The sequence below is a fragment of the Deinococcus terrestris genome, assembly GCF_009377345.1.
In the GTDB taxonomy this organism is placed as follows: domain Bacteria; phylum Deinococcota; class Deinococci; order Deinococcales; family Deinococcaceae; genus Deinococcus; species Deinococcus terrestris.
Genome location: NZ_WBSL01000001.1, coordinates 1,061,086 through 1,077,777 on the forward strand (window position 1 = coordinate 1,061,086; position 16,692 = coordinate 1,077,777).

Here is a 16,692-nt window from a genome sequence, read left to right on the forward strand (position 1 = left end):
CCCCCTCCATTCCCCGATCAGTCTGACGGCACCGGCTCGGCAACCTCCACCCCGTCCTCCAGGGGGGCGAACAGCCGCTCCAGATCGCCGGTCGTGAGTTGCGTGGCGCTGGTCAGGCCGCCGTCCAGCACGCCCCTTGCCAGCGCGGACTTGCGCCCCTGGAGGTCGAGAATCCGCTCCTCCACGCTGCCCGCCGCGATCAGCTTGTAGACGAAGACGGGCTTGTCCTGCCCGATGCGGTAGGCGCGGTCGGTGGCCTGATTCTCGGCGGCGGGGTTCCACCAGGGGTCGAGGTGAATCACCGTGTCGGCGGCGGTGAGATTCAGGCCCACGCCCCCCGCCTTGAGGCTGATCAGGAAAACGGGCACCTCGCCTCCCTGGAAGCGCCCAATCTGCGCCGCCCGGTTCTTGGTCTGCCCGGTCAGCTTGGCGTACCCGATGCCCAGTTCCGCCAGTGTCTCCTCCAGCAGCCCCAGCAGCGTGGCGAACTGCGAGAAGATCAGGACGCGGCGGCCTTCTTCCACCATCTGGGGAAGGTTCTGCGTCAGCCAGTCGAGCTTGGCGCTGCCCGCCACCTTGCGGGCGGCCTCCAGCCTCACGAGGCGCGGGTCGGTGACGGCCTGACGCAATTTCAGCAGCGCGTCGAGTATGGCAACCGTCGAGCGGGCCAACCCCCGCGCGTCGAGTTCCTCGCGCACCCGCTCCAGCATGGTGACGCGCACCGTCTCGTAGAGGTCACGCTGGTCGCCGTCGAGGGTCACGCGCACGGGAATCTCGGTCTTGGGCGGCAGTTCGGAGGCCACGTCGCGTTTCTCGCGCCGGAGGATGAAGGGTTTGACGCGGGCGGCGAGGGCGGCCTGGCGAGCCCGGTCCCCCTGCTTCTCGATGGGCGTGCGGTACAGCTCTCGGAAGGTCCGCTCGTCGTACAGCAGCCCCGGCGCCAGGAAGTTGAACTGCGACCACAGCTCGCCCAGGTGGTTTTCCAGTGGCGTGCCGGTCAGGGCCAGGCGGTGGCGGGCCTTGAGGGCTCCGGCAGCCTTCGCGGCGGCGCTCCGGGGATTCTTGATGTTCTGCGCCTCGTCCAGCACCAGGAGGTGGAACTCGTGTTCGCGCAGGGCGTCTACGTCACGCGGCAGCAACGGATAGGTGGACAGCACCAGGTCGTGCTCTGGAATGCGCCCGAACTCCGCCTTGCGCCCCGGCCCGTGCAGGGTCAGGACCCTCAGGCCCGGCGTGAAGCGGGCCGCCTCCGCACGCCAGTTGCCGAGGACGCTGGTAGGGGCGATGACGAGGCTGGGGCGGTCGGCACGTCCTGCCTCCTTCTCGGTCTGGAGGTGGGCGAGGGTCTGGAGGGTTTTGCCTAACCCCATGTCGTCCGCCAGAATCCCGCCCAGGTCGTACTCGCGCAGGAATTGCAACCACGACAACCCCTGGCGCTGATAGGGGCGCAGCTCGGCGTTCAGGCCCTGCGGCGGCGCCACATCCGCCACCCCCCGGAAGGAGCGCAGGCGGCGGCCCAGCTCCAGCAGGCGCTCGGCGCCCAGCCAGCGGGCGTGCAGGGCCTCGTCGAGTGCGGCGAGGCGGGCGGCGTCCAGCAGCGGCAGCCGCAGCGGGCCTTCCGGCAGCTCGCGCAGGTGCAGCTCGACGAGCACGCTGAGCATCGCCCGCACCCGCCCGGCAGGCAGCGCGAGGCGGCGGCCATCGGGCAGGCGGGCCGTGATCACGTCGTCGTCTTTCAGGGCCGCGAGGGCTTCGGGCGTGAAGAGTTCAGGGCGCCCGGCGATCAGGGACACCAGAATCGGGATCAGGCTCAGGCGCTCGCCGTCCACCACGACCCCGAGTTCGAGGGTGAACCAGCCGCCCTCCTCCTCGGCCTCGCCGTACCAGTCCTCGACCTCGGCGTAGTGGTAGGGAAAGCTGGGATCGACCTTGACCCGGAAGCCTCTGGCCTCCAGCTTCGGCACCGCGTCGGTCAGGAAGGTGCGCCAGCGGCCCTCGTCGGCGTAGGCGTAGAGCCTCTCCGCGTCCGGGTGACGGACATGATCGCCGCGCGGCTGGAGGCTCTGGAGCCGTTTCAGGCCAGTGCGGGTGAGCTGCCCGGCGGCCCGCTTCTCGGCGGCGGGGTCGCGGGTGGCGAGGTGCAGCACGCCGTTCTCGTACCTCTGGCGGTCCACGTCCAGCGGCTGGCCGCCGTAGTGGTGGGCCAGCACCGCGACCCCCAGGTGCTCGTCGCCCAGGCTGCGGCGCCCGGCCCGGCGGCGGGTGACTGGCACCCGCTCCTCGCGCAGGGTCAGTACCGGCTGGTAGGGCAGCGTCTCGCGGCGCACCGGGATGGGCCGGGGGGCAGGCAGGTCCAGGCCCGGAAACCCGTCGCGCAGGGCGCGGGCGAAGCTGGCTGCCTGCGCGGGCGGCACCGGGGGAAGCTGGCGCAGCGCGTCCTCCAGGGCGGGTGGCAGCGGGGAGGTCACCCGGCCCAGGGTGCCGTCTGCCTCGTTCAGGTACCAGCGCGGGGTGGTCGGCAACACGCGCACGCCCGGCGGCAGCGTCAGCCGGGGCCGCTGCACCCCGCCCGCGTCCAGGTCCCAGGCCAGGGTGACGGGGAGGTCAGGGCTGGGAGTCAGCGGGGTCGGCCCGCCCGCCCAGTGCAGTCGCCCGCTTCCCAGCAGCCGCGCGAGCAGGGGCTCGGTCAGCGGATGGGCGCCCTCCAGCAGCCAGGTTTCCTCGCCGCCGCGCATCCGGCTGTGGCCCGCCAGCGCCAGCAGATGCAGCAGGTCGTGGTCCGGGCGGGCGTAGGGGGGCAGCAGCCGGGAATCGGGCAGGCCCCCGGCCAGCCAGCGCAGATGCGGGGGCAGGGCAAAAGGTTGGGTCTGCTGCCACTCGCCCCGCACCTCCGCGCCGCGCCAGACCCGCAGCGCCAGCGTCTCCCCCGCGCCGCGCCGGGGCGCCAGCAGCGAGAGGTCGTAGCGCAGGCCGGAGCGCCCCGCCCCGCCCGGTCCACCCTCCGCCTCCGGCACCAGCTCGGAAGCCCGCGCCAGCCACTGCCGCAGCGGGGTCGCCAGCGGGAGGGCCTCGTCGTTCCCAGCTCTCCCGTCCGGCTCGGCGTCCGGCGTGGGCTCTGCGGGAAGGGGAACCGGGGTCGGGTCGGGGCGCGGCGCCTCCCCCGTTCCGCTGGCCTCCAGTGCCCGTTCCAGCGCGGGACTGAGCAGCGCCCGCGCGAGATGCACGCAGCCCTTGCGCCCGCAGCCGCACTCGCCCCCGGTGTAGATGCCCTCCGCGTTCAGCAGGAAGGTTTGCCGGTAGAGCTGCCCGCCCTCCCGGACCTCTGAGCGGCCCGTGAAGCCGTGCGGGGTGCGGGTCAGCTCCACCCCGGTGACGGCGCGGACATTCATCCCCAGCGCCGCGCTGACGGTGGTGAGGGCGAAGAAAGCCGGGGGAACGCGTTCGAGCCGCATCCCTAGACTCGCGTCAGGTCCTTCGGCAGCGGTAGAAATTCAATTTCCGGGTGCTGTTCGGCGGTGTATTCCAGGTCGTACTTGGAGCGGAACAGCATCACCGGGCGGCCCTGGTCGTCCTCGACGTGGCGGGCGAAACGGGCCACGTTGCTGGGATCACCTGCCAACCAGCGCACCAGCCCATAGGACGTGACATGCAGTTCCACGTCCACCCCGTATTCCTCCGCGAGACGGGCCTGGAAGACCTCAAACTGGAGGGGGCCGACCGCGCCGAGGTAGGGGTCACGCGCCCCGTCCGTCGGGTAGAAGACCTGCACGACGCCTTCCTCCGCGAGCTGGGTCAGGCCCTTCATAAAGGCCTTGCGCTTGCCCACGTCCTTCAGGGAGATGGTGGCAAAGGTTTCCGGCGTGAAGCGCGGAAAGCTCGGCAGCGTGACCTTGGCATCCACGCTCACCACGTCCCCGATCTGGAAGACGCCGGGGTTGACCAGCCCGACGATGTCGCCGGGATACGCCTCCTCGACCTTCTCGCGGTCCTGGGCAAACAGGGTGTGCGCCTGCGAGAGCCGCAGCTTGCGGCCGGTGCGGGTGTGGGTCACGTCCATGCCGCGCTCGAAGTGTCCGCTCATGACGCGCATAAAGGCGGTGCGGTCGCGGTGCTGCTTGCTCATGTTGGCCTGCAACTTGAAGATGAAGCCCGCGAAGCCCGCCTCTGGTTCGCGTTCGCCCAAGTTCGTCTCCACCGGGCCGGGCGGCGGCGCGAGGTCCACGAAGTTCCGCAGGAAGTGCTCCACGCCGAAGTTGTTCATCGCGGAGCCGAAGAAGACCGGGGTGAGTTCGCCCGACAGGAAGGCGGCGGGGTCGAACTCGGGCATCGCCCCCTGAATCAGCTCCACGTCCTCGCGCAGCTTGGCGGCGAGGTCAGCGCCCACGAGCGCGTCAAGCTGGGGATCGTCCAGGCCCGCCGTCTGCACCGGCGCCCGGTGCTTGCCGCCGGAGGTGCGCTCGAAGGCAAGGACCTGCCCGGTCTGGAGGTCATAGACCCCCTTGAAGTCGGGGCCGTCCCCGATAGGCCACGTCAGCGGCACCGCCGTGATCTTCAGCGTCCCCTCCACCTGCGCGATCAGTTCGAAGGGGTCCTGGGCGGGGCGGTCCATCTTGTTCACGAAGGTCAGGATCGGGATTCCCCGGTTGCGGCACACCGCGAACAGCTTCTCGGTCTGGGCCTGCACGCCACGGGCCGCGTCCAGCACCATCAGCGCGGAGTCGGCGGCGGTCAGGGTACGGTAGGTGTCCTCCGAGAAGTCCTGGTGTCCCGGCGTGTCGAGCAGGTTGATGTGCCGCCCGCCGTACTCGAAGGTCAGCGCCGAGGAGGAAATCGAGATGCCGCGCTGCTGCTCGATGCTCATCCAGTCGGACTTGGTGTGCGAGCGGCCTTCCTTGGCGGTGACCGATCCGGCCTCCTGAATGGCGCCGCCGTACAGCAGCAGCTTTTCGGTGATGGTGGTCTTGCCCGCGTCGGGGTGGGAGATGATGGCGAAGGTGCGGCGGCGGGCGATCTCGTGCTCCAGTTGAGCGGTGGGGGTGGTCATGGCAGGGCTCCTGCGGGCGGCGGCGGGCACACCCGGTCTAGGGTTTTGGACGAAACGCTCACCTGCGACTCGCGCTCACGGGGGCGGGAGGAGGTGGGTCATCCCAACATGATAGCGCCCCCAGGGAGCTGGAAGGCCGCGAGTGCCGCGTCCAGGGTGCCCAGCCGTGCCGCGATCAGCCTCTCCGGGTCGCGGTTATATCCACCGGCCATCACGGTCACCAGCGGCATCCGGGTGCGGGCCGCCCAGCGAAAGACCCGGTCGTCGCGCTCCCGCACCCCCTCCAGCGTGAGGGCCAGCTTGCCGAGCTGATCCCCCTCCAGCACGTCCGCCCCCGCGAGGTAGAAGGCGAAGTCGGGCCGGAAGGCGGCGACGGCGGGCGCCACCCGTTCGTCCAGCGCGGCGAGGTAAGCCGCGTCCCCGGTGTCGTCGGGGAGGGGCACGTCAAGGTCACTGGTGGCCTTCCGAAAGGGGTAGTTGTTCGCCCCATGCACGCTGACGGTCAGCACGCGGGGCTCATCCGCGAACAGGGCCGCCGTCCCGTTGCCCTGATGCACGTCCAGATCAAGGACCAGCACCCGCCGCGCGTGCCCGCCGTCCAGCAGCCAGCGGGCGCTGATCGCCACGTCGTTCAGGAAGGAAAACCCCTCCGCCCGGTCGCGCGAGGCATGGTGGGTTCCCCCGCCGAGGTTGATCCCCAGGCCGTGCACAAGGGCGTCGTGCGTGGCCGCCAGGGTCGCGCCGCTGCTCCCCAGGCCGCGCTCCACAACTGCCGGAGTCCAGGGAAAGCCCAGCGCCCGTTCCTCCTCCCGCGTGACCTCGCCCCGGCGCCAGCGGGCCAGGTACGCCGGGGCGTGGACCCGCTCGGCGTCGGCCCACGCCAGCGGCGGCGCGTCCAGCAGGGGCAGGCGCTCGGCGGCCCCCGTGAGCAGATGGTCCAGAAACTCGCGGGGCGGGAACTGACGCCGTGGCGGCGGGGACGCGGCATAGGCGGCCCGGCGAAAGGCGGTCCAGGCGCGGGGCCAGCCGGGGGGGAGGGGCGGGGTCACAGGTTCAGGGTACGGGGCGGGCGCCTACCCTGGGGGAATGAACGAGCTGATGCGGCGCTTGGGGCTGCGCGTCCCTGTCATTCAGGCCCCGATGGCGGGCGGCATCAGCACCCCCGAACTGGTCGCGGCGGTGTCGGAGGCGGGCGGGCTGGGAAGCCTGGGCGCCGCGTACCTCAGCCCCGCGCAGATCGTGGAGGCGGGCGCGGCGGTGCGGGCGCGAACGGAGCGGCCCTTCGCGGTGAACCTGTTCGTGCCGCACCCCCTGCCCACGGTAACCCCCGAGGAAGTCGCGGCAGCGACGGCGGAACTCGCCCCCCTGCACGCGGAACTGGGACTGCCCGCGCCGACCTTACCGGAGCGGGTGCAGGAGGACTTCGCCGCGCAGTTCCAAGCGGTGCTGGAGGTGCGGCCCGCCGCGTTCTCCTTCGCGTTCGGGCGACTGGGGACAACGGAGCGGGCGGCCCTGCGGGAGAGCGACATCCTGACGGTCGGGACGGCGACCAGTCTGGCAGAAGCCAAGGCACTCGCGGCCGACGGGGTGAATGCGGTCGTGGTGCAGGGCGGTGCGGCAGGTGGGCACCGGGGAGGCTGGATGCAGGACGACCTCGCGGACACGCTGGCCCTGACGAGGGCGGTTGCGGCGGCGGTAAACCTCCCCGTCATCGCAGCGGGCGGCTTGATGGACGCGGCGGACGTGCGGGCGGCGCTGAACGCGGGCGCCAGTCTGGTGCAGTGCGGCACGGCCTTTCTGCGGGCCAAGGAAGCCGGAACCTCTGCCCCCTACCGGGCCGCCCTCGCCGCCGCCGATCCGGGGCAGACGGTCCTCACCCGCGCTTTCTCGGGCCGACCGGCGCGGGGCCTCGCCAACCGGGTCACGGCGGAGGTGGCAATCCCCCTTCCCTCCCCGCTCCAGAACGCGCTGACCCGCGACCTGCGGACGACGGCGGCCCGGACCGGACGCGCCGAGTTCCTGAGCCTCTGGGCCGGGGAGGGCCACGCGCGGGGACGGGAGGGCACGGCGGCGGAAGTGCTGCGAACCCTCTGGCCGGAGGGAGAACAGTAGGCTATCTACTCCTATCTATTGCTATTTAGCATTATATGCTGCAAGATACCGTCAGCTTCAAGGAGGTGGAGCAGCGGCATGGACGAGGTGCTGACGTTGGAGGAGCTGGCGGCCTATCTCAAGGTCAGCGAGACGACGGCTTACGCGCTGGTGCGGAGCGGGGACATTCCGGGGCGCAAGGTGGGGCGCGAGTGGCGCTTCTTGAAAGCGCGAGTGGTGGAGTGGCTGATGCAGGCCGGAGGAGACGACATGGAACAGCAACAGGGTGTGGTACAGCGCGACGAGCACGGCGGCGAGTACAAGGTGGAAGGCGGGCGCGAGTACGTGGCGATGTGGCTGCCCCTGACCCGCGAGGAAAAGGCCGCGCAACTGGACAAGGCCGCCCGCGAGGGGGTCAACGTCAGCGAACTGGTCGCGGACTACCTGAAGCGCTGGGCGCAGGCGTAAGCGAACCTGTCATTCCAGAGGCTCCCCAGGCGGGGGCCTTTTTTCGTGCCCTTGATTGCCGGGGTCAGTTCAGCGCCCCACTCCCCGGCCCTGCCGTCTCCGCATAGACGGCGGTGAGGTCACGCAGCATCCGGCGGGCCAGGGCGATCAGGGCGTCCTCGCCCATGTCCTCCAGCCGGAAACTCAGGCCCTGGCCGTACTCGCCCACGAAGGCCCCACCCTCCCGGCGCACCCGCACCAGCACCTCGCACAACCCCAGGCGAAACCAGGCGGCGTGCCACCCCCCCGGCGGCGGTGGGCGCAGGGTCGCGGCGGGGTCAGGCACGAGGTCGAGGGAGACGTTGTTCAGGGGCAGACCCGGCCCGCTGGCCGTCCGCAGGGCGTGGTAGAGGGCATTGAGCAACGCCTCGCACGCCCGCGCCTCGGCCTGCCGCTCACTCGCCCGGCGGCGGATGGCGGCTTGTAGGGCGTCGAAGTCGGACACGGACGTATTCGTATCACGCCAGCGAATCGGGGAGGGCAGCCCCCGCGCCGCGCCGCTATCCTGCCCCGCGTGCCCTCCTCCCCCGCCCGGCCCCTCCTGCTGCTCTCCAACGGCACCGCCGAGGACCTGATCGGGGCGCGGCTGTTGCGGGAAGTGGGGCGGCCCGCGTGGGTGCTGCCGCTGGTGGGCGAAGGGCGGGCGTATGCGGGGGTGCCGGGTGCCGTGCGCGTCGGTCCCACGCTGACCCTCCCCAGTGGGGGCTTTCCCTTCGGCAGCGTGGCGAACCTGCGGGCGGACCTGCGGGCGGGGCTCATCGGCACCACGCTGGGGCAGGTGCGGGCGGCGCGGGCGGCGGGACGAGAGGCTGGGGCCGTGGTCGTGGTGGGCGACGCACACGCGCTTACCCTGGGGTCACTGGCGGCGCAGGCGGGGCGTGTGCAGCTGGTGCATGTGCAGCCCCTCCTCAGCGCCCACTATGCCGAGGGGCTGGGGCTGCGGGGGGCACTGCGCGAGCTGAACGCGCTGGGCGCCAATCTCCCGCTGCCCTCCGAACTTGCCCTCTCGCGGCGGGCGCACGCCGTCTACCTGCGGGACGCGGCCACCGCCCGGCTGTACGCGGCGCGGGGGGTGCGTGCCCGCTGGGCGGGGAGTTTTGCGATGGACACGCTTCCGGCGCCCGAGCGGGACCTCTCCGCCCTGATTGGAGGTCGCCCGGTCCTCGCCCTCCTGCCGGGATCGCGGGAGGACCACCGGGAGAGCCTGCCCCTGATGCTGCGGGCCGCCGCCCGGTTGCCGGAGGTGACCCCCCTCGTCGCGTGGGCGCACGGGTGGGACGCCGTAACCCTGCCGCCGGGCTGGGCGCTGCGGGCACAGGACAACCGGACGGCCTGGGCGCACGGCGAGGGCACGCGGGTTGCCCTGCTGCGCGGCGCGTTCGGGGCCGTGGCGCGGGCGGCGGACGTGGCCGTCGGCACGGCGGGCACCGCCAACGAGCAGCTCGCCGGGCTGGGGGTGCCCGTGGTCGCCTTTCCCACGCGGGGGCCGCAGTTCACCCCCGGCTTCCTGCGGCGACAGGGGCGCTTGCTGGCAGAGGCGCTGCGGCCCGTCCCGTCCGACCCGGATGCGGTCGCGGCGGAGGTGCGGGCGCTGCTGGGAGACGGCCGGGCGCGGGCGCGGGCGGCCCTCGCCGGAATGACGCGGGTGGGGCCGGGCGGGGCGCTGCCCGTCATCGCGGCAGACCTGCGGGCACTGCTGGATCAGCGGCCGTAACTCGCCGCGAGGCGCCGCCACCCCTCTCGCCACCCGATGTGACGCGGCGGCAGATCGCGCAGGAGGACGGGCTGAAGGTCCTGCCCGGCCAATCCCACGAGCAGCGCGTCCAGCAGGGCCGGGGTCACCGTTGGCCCGTCGTGCAGCAGGATCACGCTGCCGGGCCGGACGCGGTCGAGGACGCCCGCAGCGAGGCTCGCCGCGTCCTCCCCCGCCCAGTCGCGGCCCTCCACGTCCCAGAGGGCCACCTCGCGCCCGGCGAGGCGGGCCAGCAGGCGGGTCAGCGGGCCGTGCCCCCCGTAAGGCGGGCGGTAGAGGTGCGGCCCCGGCTCCCCCGCGCGGGGATGCCAGCGCACCTGTGCCCACTCGCGCCACGGGGGCAGCAGCAGGGCGTGGACATGCCAGCGCCCGTGCGCTTCCAGCCCATGCCCGGCGGTGCGAAGGGCGGTCAGATGCCCCGGCCAGCCCCCAGCGGCGGGCGCGGTCACGAAGAAAGTCGCGGCGGCCGCGTGTCGGGCCAGCACCGCCAGCAGCTCGGGGGTCCGTTCGCTAGGGCCATCATCAAAGGTGAGGGCCACCCTCGGACGGGCGCGGTCTCCCGGTCCCAGCGCCCCCCACCCGGCGGCGCGTCCCCCCACCTCGGCGGCGAGGACGGCGCCCATCCCGGCGAGGGCCGCCCACCTCCACCCTCTCATGAGCCCGGCTCGCCTGCTACCCTGGCGCGGTGCCAGAGGTCACCGGGCCGGAGTTCACGGTCGTCATTCCCGCACGCAACGAGGCGGCTTCCTTGCCGCTGACCCTGCGTGCCCTGCACCGCCAGACGCTGGCCCCACGGGAGATCATCGTGGTGGACCACGCCAGTCAGGACGGCACGGCGGCGGTCGCGCGGGCCTGGGGAGCGCGGGTGGTGACGTGCCGCGAGCCCGGTATCGGCCGCGTTCGGCAGACGGGACTGGACGCCGCCCAGACCGAGTGGGTCGCCACCACCGACGCCGACTCGCTGCCCGTGCCAGGCTGGCTGGCCGCGCTCGCGGGGGCCGCGCCGGGCCGGGTGGCCCTCTACGGCCCGCTGCGCTTCTGCGGGGTTTCGCCCGCGCTCGCGGCGGCGTCGGAGGTAGGGTACACGGCTTTCCTGCGGGCCTGCGACCTCGCCGGGCGGCCCAACCTCGCCGGGGCGAACATGGCGTACTCGCGGGGGGCGGCGCTGCTGGCCGGGGGCTACCCGGACGTGGAAGCGCTGGAGGACGTGCGGCTCGGCCTCGCGCTGGCCCGGCTGGGCGAGGTGGCCTACGTGCCCGGCGCCGGGGTGGAGACGAGTGCCCGGCGCCTCTCGGGGGGCGTCGGCCCCTTTCTGTGGCGGCACCTCCTCAACCTCAGCGGTCATACACGAGGGTATTTCGGACCGTGAGGGGGGACGCCGCCTCCGCGAACGCCACCTCCTGCGGCATGCCCAGCACGCCGGAATACACGTCCAGCACCCGCTCGGCCACGCCCCCCGGCGTCCAGGTGGCCCCGTGCCGCCGCGCCCCGCGCGAGAGCCGCGCCCACAGCGCCGGGTCCCCCAGGATCGCCGCCGCGTGCCGGGTCAGGGCCTCCACGTCTCCCGGCGCCACGAGGTACCCGCTGCGACCCGCCGCCACCCCGCTCAGCGTGCCGCGTGCGCCCACCGCCACGACGGGCACGCCCATCAGTTGGGCCTCCTGCAACACCAGCCCCTGCGTCTCGGTGTCGCTGGCAAAGAGGAACAGCTCGGCCAGCCGGTAGTACGCCCCGATCTCGGTCCAGGGCCGCACCCCCAGGAAGCTCACCCGGTCGGCCACCCCCCGGCGTTCCGCGTGCTCCTCCAGCCGCCCGCGTTCCGGCCCCTCTCCCAGCACCACGAGGTGCGCGTCGGGCAGCCCGGCCAGCGCTTCCAGCACGAGGTCAAAGCGCTTCTCGCGGGCCAGTCGCCCCACGGTGAGGAGCCGACGCCGTCCGGCGGGCCAGGGATTCCGGGTGGGCGGGGCGCCCCGCAACACCTCCGGGTCCACGGCGGTCGGGATAACGACCGGGTTGCGGACCCCCATCTCACGGGTCACGTCCAGCATTCCGGCGGTCGGCATGATGACCGCGTCGGCGCGGCGGTAATAGCGGCCCATCACGCGGGTCACCACGCGGGTCTGGCGTTGCAGGGCGGTCAGGCCCGGCACGTAATGGGTATAGGCCTCGACGTGGGTGTGGTACGTCGCCACGTGCGGCACCCCCCACTTGCGGGCCAGCCGCGCTCCGGCCAGCCCCAGGGTCAGGGGCGTGTGCGTGTGCACGAGGTCATAGCACTGGGAGAAGTCGCGCCGGGTGGGCCACGCCAGCCGGTAGGTCGGCAGGAAGAGGTAGCGCACACTGGCCGCCCGCCGCACATCTGGGCGGGTGTCCTGGGCTTCCGGGAAGAAGGGGGCCACCACCTCCACGTGATGCCCCCGCGCCCGCAGCTCGTCGCTGAGCAGCCCCACGCTCGTCACGATGCCGTTCTGGTCAGGAAGGAAGGTGTCGGTAAACAGCCCGATGCGCAGCGGTCTCATACGCCGCACCCGCGGACCCGTTGGCTGAGGAGAGGCTGAAGCATCGCTGAACGAGAGCATACGACGCCGCGGATGAGAGGTGCGTGGGGTCTGCACGCTACAGTCGGAAGATGCGCCCTTCGCCCTCGCCCCTACGACGCGCCCTGCTGCGGGCCGGGGCCGGGGGAGCGCTGGCGGGCGGCGACCCCGGTGCGCCCCACCTCGGGCTGGTCGTGCCTGTGCGGACGCCGGACGAGTTGGCAGCAGTGGTGGACACGGGCATCCGGGTCACCCTGCTGATTTCCCCCGCTCTGGCCCGCCTCGCTCCCGAAGTCGTCCGCGCCGCCGCCAAGCTGGGGCACGAGATCGCTGGCTTGGGCGCACCGGAGGGCATCGCCGCGCTGGAGGTCGCCGCCGGGCGGCCGGTCACCCTCTGGAGCGCCAAGGCGCCGCCCGCCTCACCCGCCCGACTTGCTGCGCTCGGTTTGACGCCCCTCCCCCTTCCCCTCCCCACCCCGGAACCCGGCGGCACGTGGCAGCTTCCCCCCGCCGACCTCGCGGCCGAGGTGCCCCGGTTGCGGGCGCTGGGGTACCGGCCCGGTCCGGTGGGCGAGCTACCGGGGCTGCGGCGGGCGCGGGGACGGGACCTGGGGCTGCACCTCTACCGCCGGGCGGTGGACGACCGCTTCGCGCGGGCGCACCGGGTCCGGGCACTGACCGAGCGGGCCGACGGGGTGCTGCGCGTGAGCCGCCAGCCCGCCCCGCCCGAGTTGGGGTGGCCGACCGGCGCGGCAGTGGCCGAGCTGCACGTCCATTCGCCGCGCCTCGTGGGGCTGAGTGCCCGCAGTCCGCTGACCGCCTACCGCGCCTTTGCCCGCTCGCTGCGTGACGTGGCGGCGGTGCTGCGCGACGATCCCGAGTTTTCAGAAGTCGCCGGGGTCGTCGCCGTCACCCTCTTTCACGAGCCGCTGGCGGCCCAGGGCTTCCAGACCCAGCGCCTCCCCCCGCTGCGGGCGCGGCTCTACGGCCTGGGCTTCCGGCTGATGCGCCGGGTGTACGGCACGGCGGTTCCCACCTCCGAACCGGAGCCGAGGCTCGCGTGGATGGAGCGAGCGGCGTTTCTGGCGCGGCACGGGTGAGGTGAAAGGGATCGGGAGACAGCCATGACGATTGTGACGACCGCCGACCATCCCCACCTGCACACTCAGGCCGGGGAAGCTTTCCGGGAACGGTGGCCCGAGTTCATCTTCCATGACCCCGTTCCGGCCCGCCTCATGCCCCAGGTCCACAGCTCCTTCCCCGACTACAACGTCCTGCTCTTGGAGGGCGAGCGGGCACTTGCGGGGGGCTGGGGCGTGACCTTCGCCTGGGACGGGACCTTTGCCGACCTTCCAGACGGGTACGGCGGGGCACTCGTGCGGGCCGTGACCGGTCGCGAGACGGGGACGCGGCCCAATACCCTGTGTTTCATGGCGGCCTCGGTCGCGGTGGGGGCCGACAGGCGTGGGCTGGCGGCGGAGGTGCTGGGGGCGCTGACGGGGCGGGCGCGGGCGGCAGGGTTAACCCACGTCGTGGCTCCCCTGCGGCCTACCTGGAAACACCGCTATCCCCAGGTGCCGATGGCCGAGTATGCCCGCTGGCAGCGCGGGGACGGCCTCTCCATTGACCCCTGGATTCGGACGCATCAACGGTTGGGCGCCACCATCCTCGGCCCGGCGCCCCGCTCCATGGTCATAGAAGGCCGCGTGGCCGACTGGGAAGCCTGGACAGAGATGGTGTTTCCCGTGACGGGGCTCTACTTCGTGCCGGACGCGCTGGGGTGGGTCCACATCGACCGCGAGGAGGACCGGGGCCTTTACGTGGAGGAAAACCTCTGGGTGCAGCATCCCGCCCTGACGGGTCCGGCCCGCTGAGCCGGGCGCCGTCCCCCTACCCCGGCAGCGCGAACACCACCGCTGTCCCCCGCCCCGGCTCGCTCTCCAGCTCCAGCTCGCCCCCGGCCAGCGCCACCCGTTCCCGCAGCCCGATCAGGCCGAGGTGACCCGCCTGGGCGCGGGCCTGGGCCTGGTCGGGGGTGAAGCCCTGGCCGTCGTCGCGGACAGTCACGCGCACCCCGTCGGGGGCATAGGCCACCCGGATGGCCGCGCTGCGGGCACCCGCGTGCTTGTCCACGTTGGCGAGGGCTTCTTGCACCAGCCGGAACACGGTGAGTTCCACGGCGGGCGCGAGGCGGCGCTCCTGGCCGCTGACCTCCAACCGGGTATCCGTCCCAGCCTGTCCCGCCAGCCACTCCAGCGCGGGCAGCAGCCCGAGGTCGTCGAGCACGCTGGGGCGCAGGTTCCGGGCAAAGCGCCGCACGCTTTCAATCGCCGCGTCCAGGTCCCCCAGGATGTCCTGCGCCCGCTCGCGCCCCGGTCCCTCCAGGCTGCGGGCGAGGCGGGCCACCCGGCGCGAGGTGGCGATCAGGACCTGCGCGGTGTCGTCGTGCAGCTCGCGGCTGATGCGGCGGCGTTCTTCCTCCTGCGCCTGGGTAAATAGGGTGAGATAGGTTCGCAGTTCGGTCTGGCGGCTGGTCGCGGCTTCCAGCGCCCGGCCCCGGCGCTGAATCTCGGCGGCGAGGGTCTGGAGTTCGGAGAGGTCGCGGGCGACCGCGAGCATTCCCCCGGCTGGCCCGCTTACCGCGCTGAGGCGCACCTCCAGGCGGTACGGCCCCACCTCGATCTCGGCACGGCCCCCGGCGGGGTGGCGCCGCGCCGCCTCCCAGGCCGCGTGCAGGGCGGGGCGGGTCCCCGGCGTGGGCAGGGTCAGCAGGCTCGCGCCGACCAGCGGCCCCAGCAACCGCACGGCGGCGGGGTTGGCGTAGGTCACGAGCCCGGCCCCATCTGCGCTCAGGATCAGGTCGTGGGCGCCCTCCGCGAGCTGGCGGTAGCGGGCTTCCTCCCGCGCGAGCGCCGAGAGTAACCGTTCGCGGGTCAGCGTCAGCGCCATCTGGTCGGCCACGCTGCGCGATAGGGCCAGCACCCGGTCGCTCGGCGGCTCGGTGCCGGGATCGTCGGCGTAGAGAAAGCCCAGCACCTCCTCGCCCTCGCCGCCCCCCCGCAGCGGCACGATCAGGGCACTTCCGGCCACGGGGAGGGCGTGGCGCCGGGTCAGCGGGCGCGGTCCCCGGCCGAGTTGCCCCGCGAGCGAGGCGAGTTCGGCTCCCCCCGGCGCGTGCAGGTTGTAGGTCGCGCAGCGGATCACCGCGCCGTCCTCGCCCGTCAGCGCGATCAGCCCCCGGCCCGCCCCCAGCGCCAGGGTCGCCAGCCGCGCGGCTTCCGCGAGAGCGCGGTCGCTCTGGTCCTCGCCCAGCAACCGGCCCACGTTGAGCAGGACGGCGGCCTCGCGCTCGCGCCGCAACTCTTCCTCATACAGCCGGGCATTCTCGATGGCGAGGGACGCCTGCCCGGCGAACACCTCCGCGAGCGCGAGGTCGTCGGCGTCCAGCGGCAGCGGCGCCGTCCAGTACAGGGTCAGCACCCCGAACACGCCCGAGCGGGTGCCCAGCGGCAGGCTCACCACCCCCCGGTAAGGGTACTCGCCCCGCGCGAGCAGCGCCCGGGTGTAGCGGCTGCTCCCCCCGTACCCCTCGGCGGTGAGGTCCCGCGCCGCCACCATCTCCCGCCGCTGCGCCGCCCGCCCGGTGACCCCGCCCCCCACCTTGGCCCGCACCCGCAGCACGTATTCGCCCGGTAGCCCCAGCGCCCCCCGGATAGAAAGGGTCCGCCCGTCGGGTTGCAGCTCGTACACGCCCGCCGCGTCTGCCCCGAACAGGGCGGTGGCCCGCTCCAGCACCCTGGACAGGGTGTCGGACAGATGCAGGCTTCCGGCCAGCGCCGCGCCCGCTTCACGCAGGGCCTCGGCCGCCTCACGCTTGCGGGTCTCGGTGCCGTAGAGCCGGGCGTTGTCGATGGCGAGACTGGCCTGCTCTGCTAGCGCGAGCACCAGCCAGGTGTCGTCCTCCGAGACGCGCACCCCTGGCGAGCGGCTGTCCACATACAGCAGCCCCAGCGGCCGCCCCCGTGCCCTCAGCGGGGCGATCAGGGCGACCTCCGGGTCGAGTTCGGCCAGCCCCGCCGCCATGGGCGAGGCCCCGTCGCGGCTGCGGTCGTACAGAATCACCTCGCCGCGCTCCACCAGCCGCCCGAAGGAGACCGGCCCCACCCCCACCCCCCCGGTGAAGGCTGAGTCGAAGCCGTAGGAGAAGACCTCGCCGGTCCGCGCCCGCCCGCCCTGCACCTCGCTGAACAGGGCCACGAACGCCCGCCCGAAGCCCAGCGCGAGGGCCGCGCTCTCGGCGGTCGCCGTGAGCACCTCCGCGAGGTCGAGGCTGCCGCCCAGCCGCCGCACGAGCTGCTCGACCGTCTCCGAGACCCGGCCCCGACCCCGGCGCGTCTCGCGGGCCTGCACGCCCTCCAGCGCGAGCGTGAGCAGCGGCAGCAACCCGGCCAGCGCCCCGACCCCGCTGCCCTCGGCGCCCACGAACTCCAGCACGCCGCCCCCGAAAGGCAGCGCGACGAGCATCCCCTCCTCCTGCCGCTCCCCCGACGCCAGTGCCCGCGCCGCCAGCGTGCCGTCGCTGAGGCCCAGGCCCCGCCCCTCCTCGCCCACGACCACGAGTGCCCCGCCCGTCACCGCCCAGACCTGCACCCCATGCGCCCGCACGGTCTGACAGGCAAAGCGGGCCAGGGCCGCTCCAAACACCTGCACCGTCGGCGCGGCGGCGAGGTCCGGGGGAAAGGGGGGGAGGGTCATGGAAG

The 16,692-nt window shown here is 73.2% G+C and carries 13 protein-coding genes; 6 read left to right on the forward strand and 7 right to left on the reverse strand.

Translation table 11 applies throughout. The features are described from left to right. Positions 1–17: 17 nt before the first annotated feature. The 3 genes from F8S09_RS05290 to F8S09_RS05300 form a co-directional block, all read right to left on the reverse strand. The gene (locus tag F8S09_RS05290) at positions 18–3,452 is read right to left on the reverse strand and encodes a DEAD/DEAH box helicase (protein ID WP_152869508.1); all 3,435 of its coding nucleotides are present in this window, start codon (positions 3,450–3,452) and stop codon (positions 18–20) included. Positions 3,453–3,454: 2 nt separating this feature from the next. Next, positions 3,455–5,044: a peptide chain release factor 3 gene (locus F8S09_RS05295; protein ID WP_152869510.1), complete on the reverse strand. Its 1,590-nt coding sequence runs from the start codon at positions 5,042–5,044 to the stop codon at positions 3,455–3,457. Positions 5,045–5,142: 98 nt separating this feature from the next. After that, positions 5,143–6,093, reverse strand: coding sequence for a histone deacetylase family protein (locus F8S09_RS05300; protein WP_322618551.1), 951 nt, complete (start codon positions 6,091–6,093; stop codon positions 5,143–5,145). A gap of 37 nt (positions 6,094–6,130) precedes the next feature. On the opposite strand from F8S09_RS05300, the gene F8S09_RS05305 reads away from it, so the two are divergent. Next, on the forward strand, positions 6,131–7,156 hold the full coding sequence (locus F8S09_RS05305; protein ID WP_152869512.1) for an NAD(P)H-dependent flavin oxidoreductase: 1,026 nt from the start codon (positions 6,131–6,133) through the stop codon (positions 7,154–7,156). Positions 7,157–7,234: 78 nt separating this feature from the next. Then, a complete protein-coding gene (locus tag F8S09_RS05310; RefSeq protein WP_152869514.1) occupies positions 7,235–7,603 on the forward strand; it encodes a helix-turn-helix domain-containing protein in 369 nt (122 codons plus the stop codon). 64 nt (positions 7,604–7,667) lie between these two features. Here the strand turns inward: F8S09_RS05310 and F8S09_RS05315 are convergent, their stop codons facing one another. Further along, positions 7,668–8,087, reverse strand: a complete 420-nt coding sequence (locus F8S09_RS05315; protein ID WP_322618552.1) for a hypothetical protein — start codon at positions 8,085–8,087, stop codon at positions 7,668–7,670. A gap of 69 nt (positions 8,088–8,156) precedes the next feature. Here F8S09_RS05315 and F8S09_RS05320 point away from each other — a divergent pair, with 69 nt between their 5' ends. Next, the gene (locus tag F8S09_RS05320; protein WP_322618553.1) at positions 8,157–9,356 is read left to right on the forward strand and encodes a lipid-A-disaccharide synthase-related protein; all 1,200 of its coding nucleotides are present in this window, start codon (positions 8,157–8,159) and stop codon (positions 9,354–9,356) included. On the opposite strand, the gene F8S09_RS05325 is transcribed toward F8S09_RS05320, so the two are convergent. After that, the gene (locus tag F8S09_RS05325; protein WP_152869518.1) at positions 9,344–10,051 is read right to left on the reverse strand and encodes a polysaccharide deacetylase family protein; all 708 of its coding nucleotides are present in this window, start codon (positions 10,049–10,051) and stop codon (positions 9,344–9,346) included. The two genes, F8S09_RS05320 and F8S09_RS05325, sit on opposite strands and share 13 nt — an antisense overlap. 29 nt (positions 10,052–10,080) lie before the next feature. On the opposite strand from F8S09_RS05325, the gene F8S09_RS05330 reads away from it, so the two are divergent. Further along, a complete protein-coding gene (locus F8S09_RS05330) occupies positions 10,081–10,764 on the forward strand; it encodes a glycosyltransferase (protein WP_322618554.1) in 684 nt (227 codons plus the stop codon). On the opposite strand, the gene F8S09_RS05335 is transcribed toward F8S09_RS05330, so the two are convergent. Next, entirely contained in the window at positions 10,730–11,914 is a 1,185-nt protein-coding gene (locus F8S09_RS05335) for a glycosyltransferase family 4 protein (RefSeq protein ID WP_152869520.1), read from the reverse strand. The two genes, F8S09_RS05330 and F8S09_RS05335, sit on opposite strands and share 35 nt — an antisense overlap. A gap of 110 nt (positions 11,915–12,024) precedes the next feature. On the opposite strand from F8S09_RS05335, the gene F8S09_RS05340 reads away from it, so the two are divergent. Together F8S09_RS05340 and F8S09_RS05345 are read left to right on the forward strand one after the other, a co-directional pair. Next, entirely contained in the window at positions 12,025–13,032 is a 1,008-nt protein-coding gene (locus F8S09_RS05340) for a YkoP family protein (protein WP_152869522.1), read from the forward strand. A gap of 24 nt (positions 13,033–13,056) precedes the next feature. Then, positions 13,057–13,806 (forward strand): hypothetical protein, encoded by a 750-nt coding sequence (locus tag F8S09_RS05345; RefSeq protein ID WP_152869524.1) that lies wholly within the window; start codon positions 13,057–13,059, stop codon positions 13,804–13,806. Positions 13,807–13,822: 16 nt separating this feature from the next. Here the strand turns inward: F8S09_RS05345 and F8S09_RS05350 are convergent, their stop codons facing one another. After that, on the reverse strand, positions 13,823–16,687 hold the full coding sequence (locus F8S09_RS05350) for a GAF domain-containing sensor histidine kinase (protein ID WP_152869526.1): 2,865 nt from the start codon (positions 16,685–16,687) through the stop codon (positions 13,823–13,825). Positions 16,688–16,692: the final 5 nt, after the last annotated feature.

Bases quoted from the DNA above. Each gene is read 5' to 3' on its own strand.
- F8S09_RS05290 (WP_152869508.1), bottom strand. From the start codon at position 3,452: ATGCGGCTCGAACGCGTTCCCCCGGCTTTCTTCGCCCTCACCACCGTC.
- F8S09_RS05350 (WP_152869526.1), bottom strand. From the start codon at position 16,687: ATGACCCTCCCCCCCTTTCCCCCGGACCTCGCCGCCGCGCCGACGGTG.
- F8S09_RS05295 (WP_152869510.1), bottom strand. From the start codon at position 5,044: ATGACCACCCCCACCGCTCAACTGGAGCACGAGATCGCCCGCCGCCGC.
- F8S09_RS05335 (WP_152869520.1), bottom strand. From the start codon at position 11,914: ATGAGACCGCTGCGCATCGGGCTGTTTACCGACACCTTCCTTCCTGAC.
- F8S09_RS05310 (WP_152869514.1), top strand. From the start codon at position 7,235: ATGGACGAGGTGCTGACGTTGGAGGAGCTGGCGGCCTATCTCAAGGTC.
- F8S09_RS05340 (WP_152869522.1), top strand. From the start codon at position 12,025: ATGCGCCCTTCGCCCTCGCCCCTACGACGCGCCCTGCTGCGGGCCGGG.
- F8S09_RS05345 (WP_152869524.1), top strand. From the start codon at position 13,057: ATGACGATTGTGACGACCGCCGACCATCCCCACCTGCACACTCAGGCC.
- F8S09_RS05305 (WP_152869512.1), top strand. From the start codon at position 6,131: ATGAACGAGCTGATGCGGCGCTTGGGGCTGCGCGTCCCTGTCATTCAG.
- F8S09_RS05325 (WP_152869518.1), bottom strand. From the start codon at position 10,051: ATGAGAGGGTGGAGGTGGGCGGCCCTCGCCGGGATGGGCGCCGTCCTC.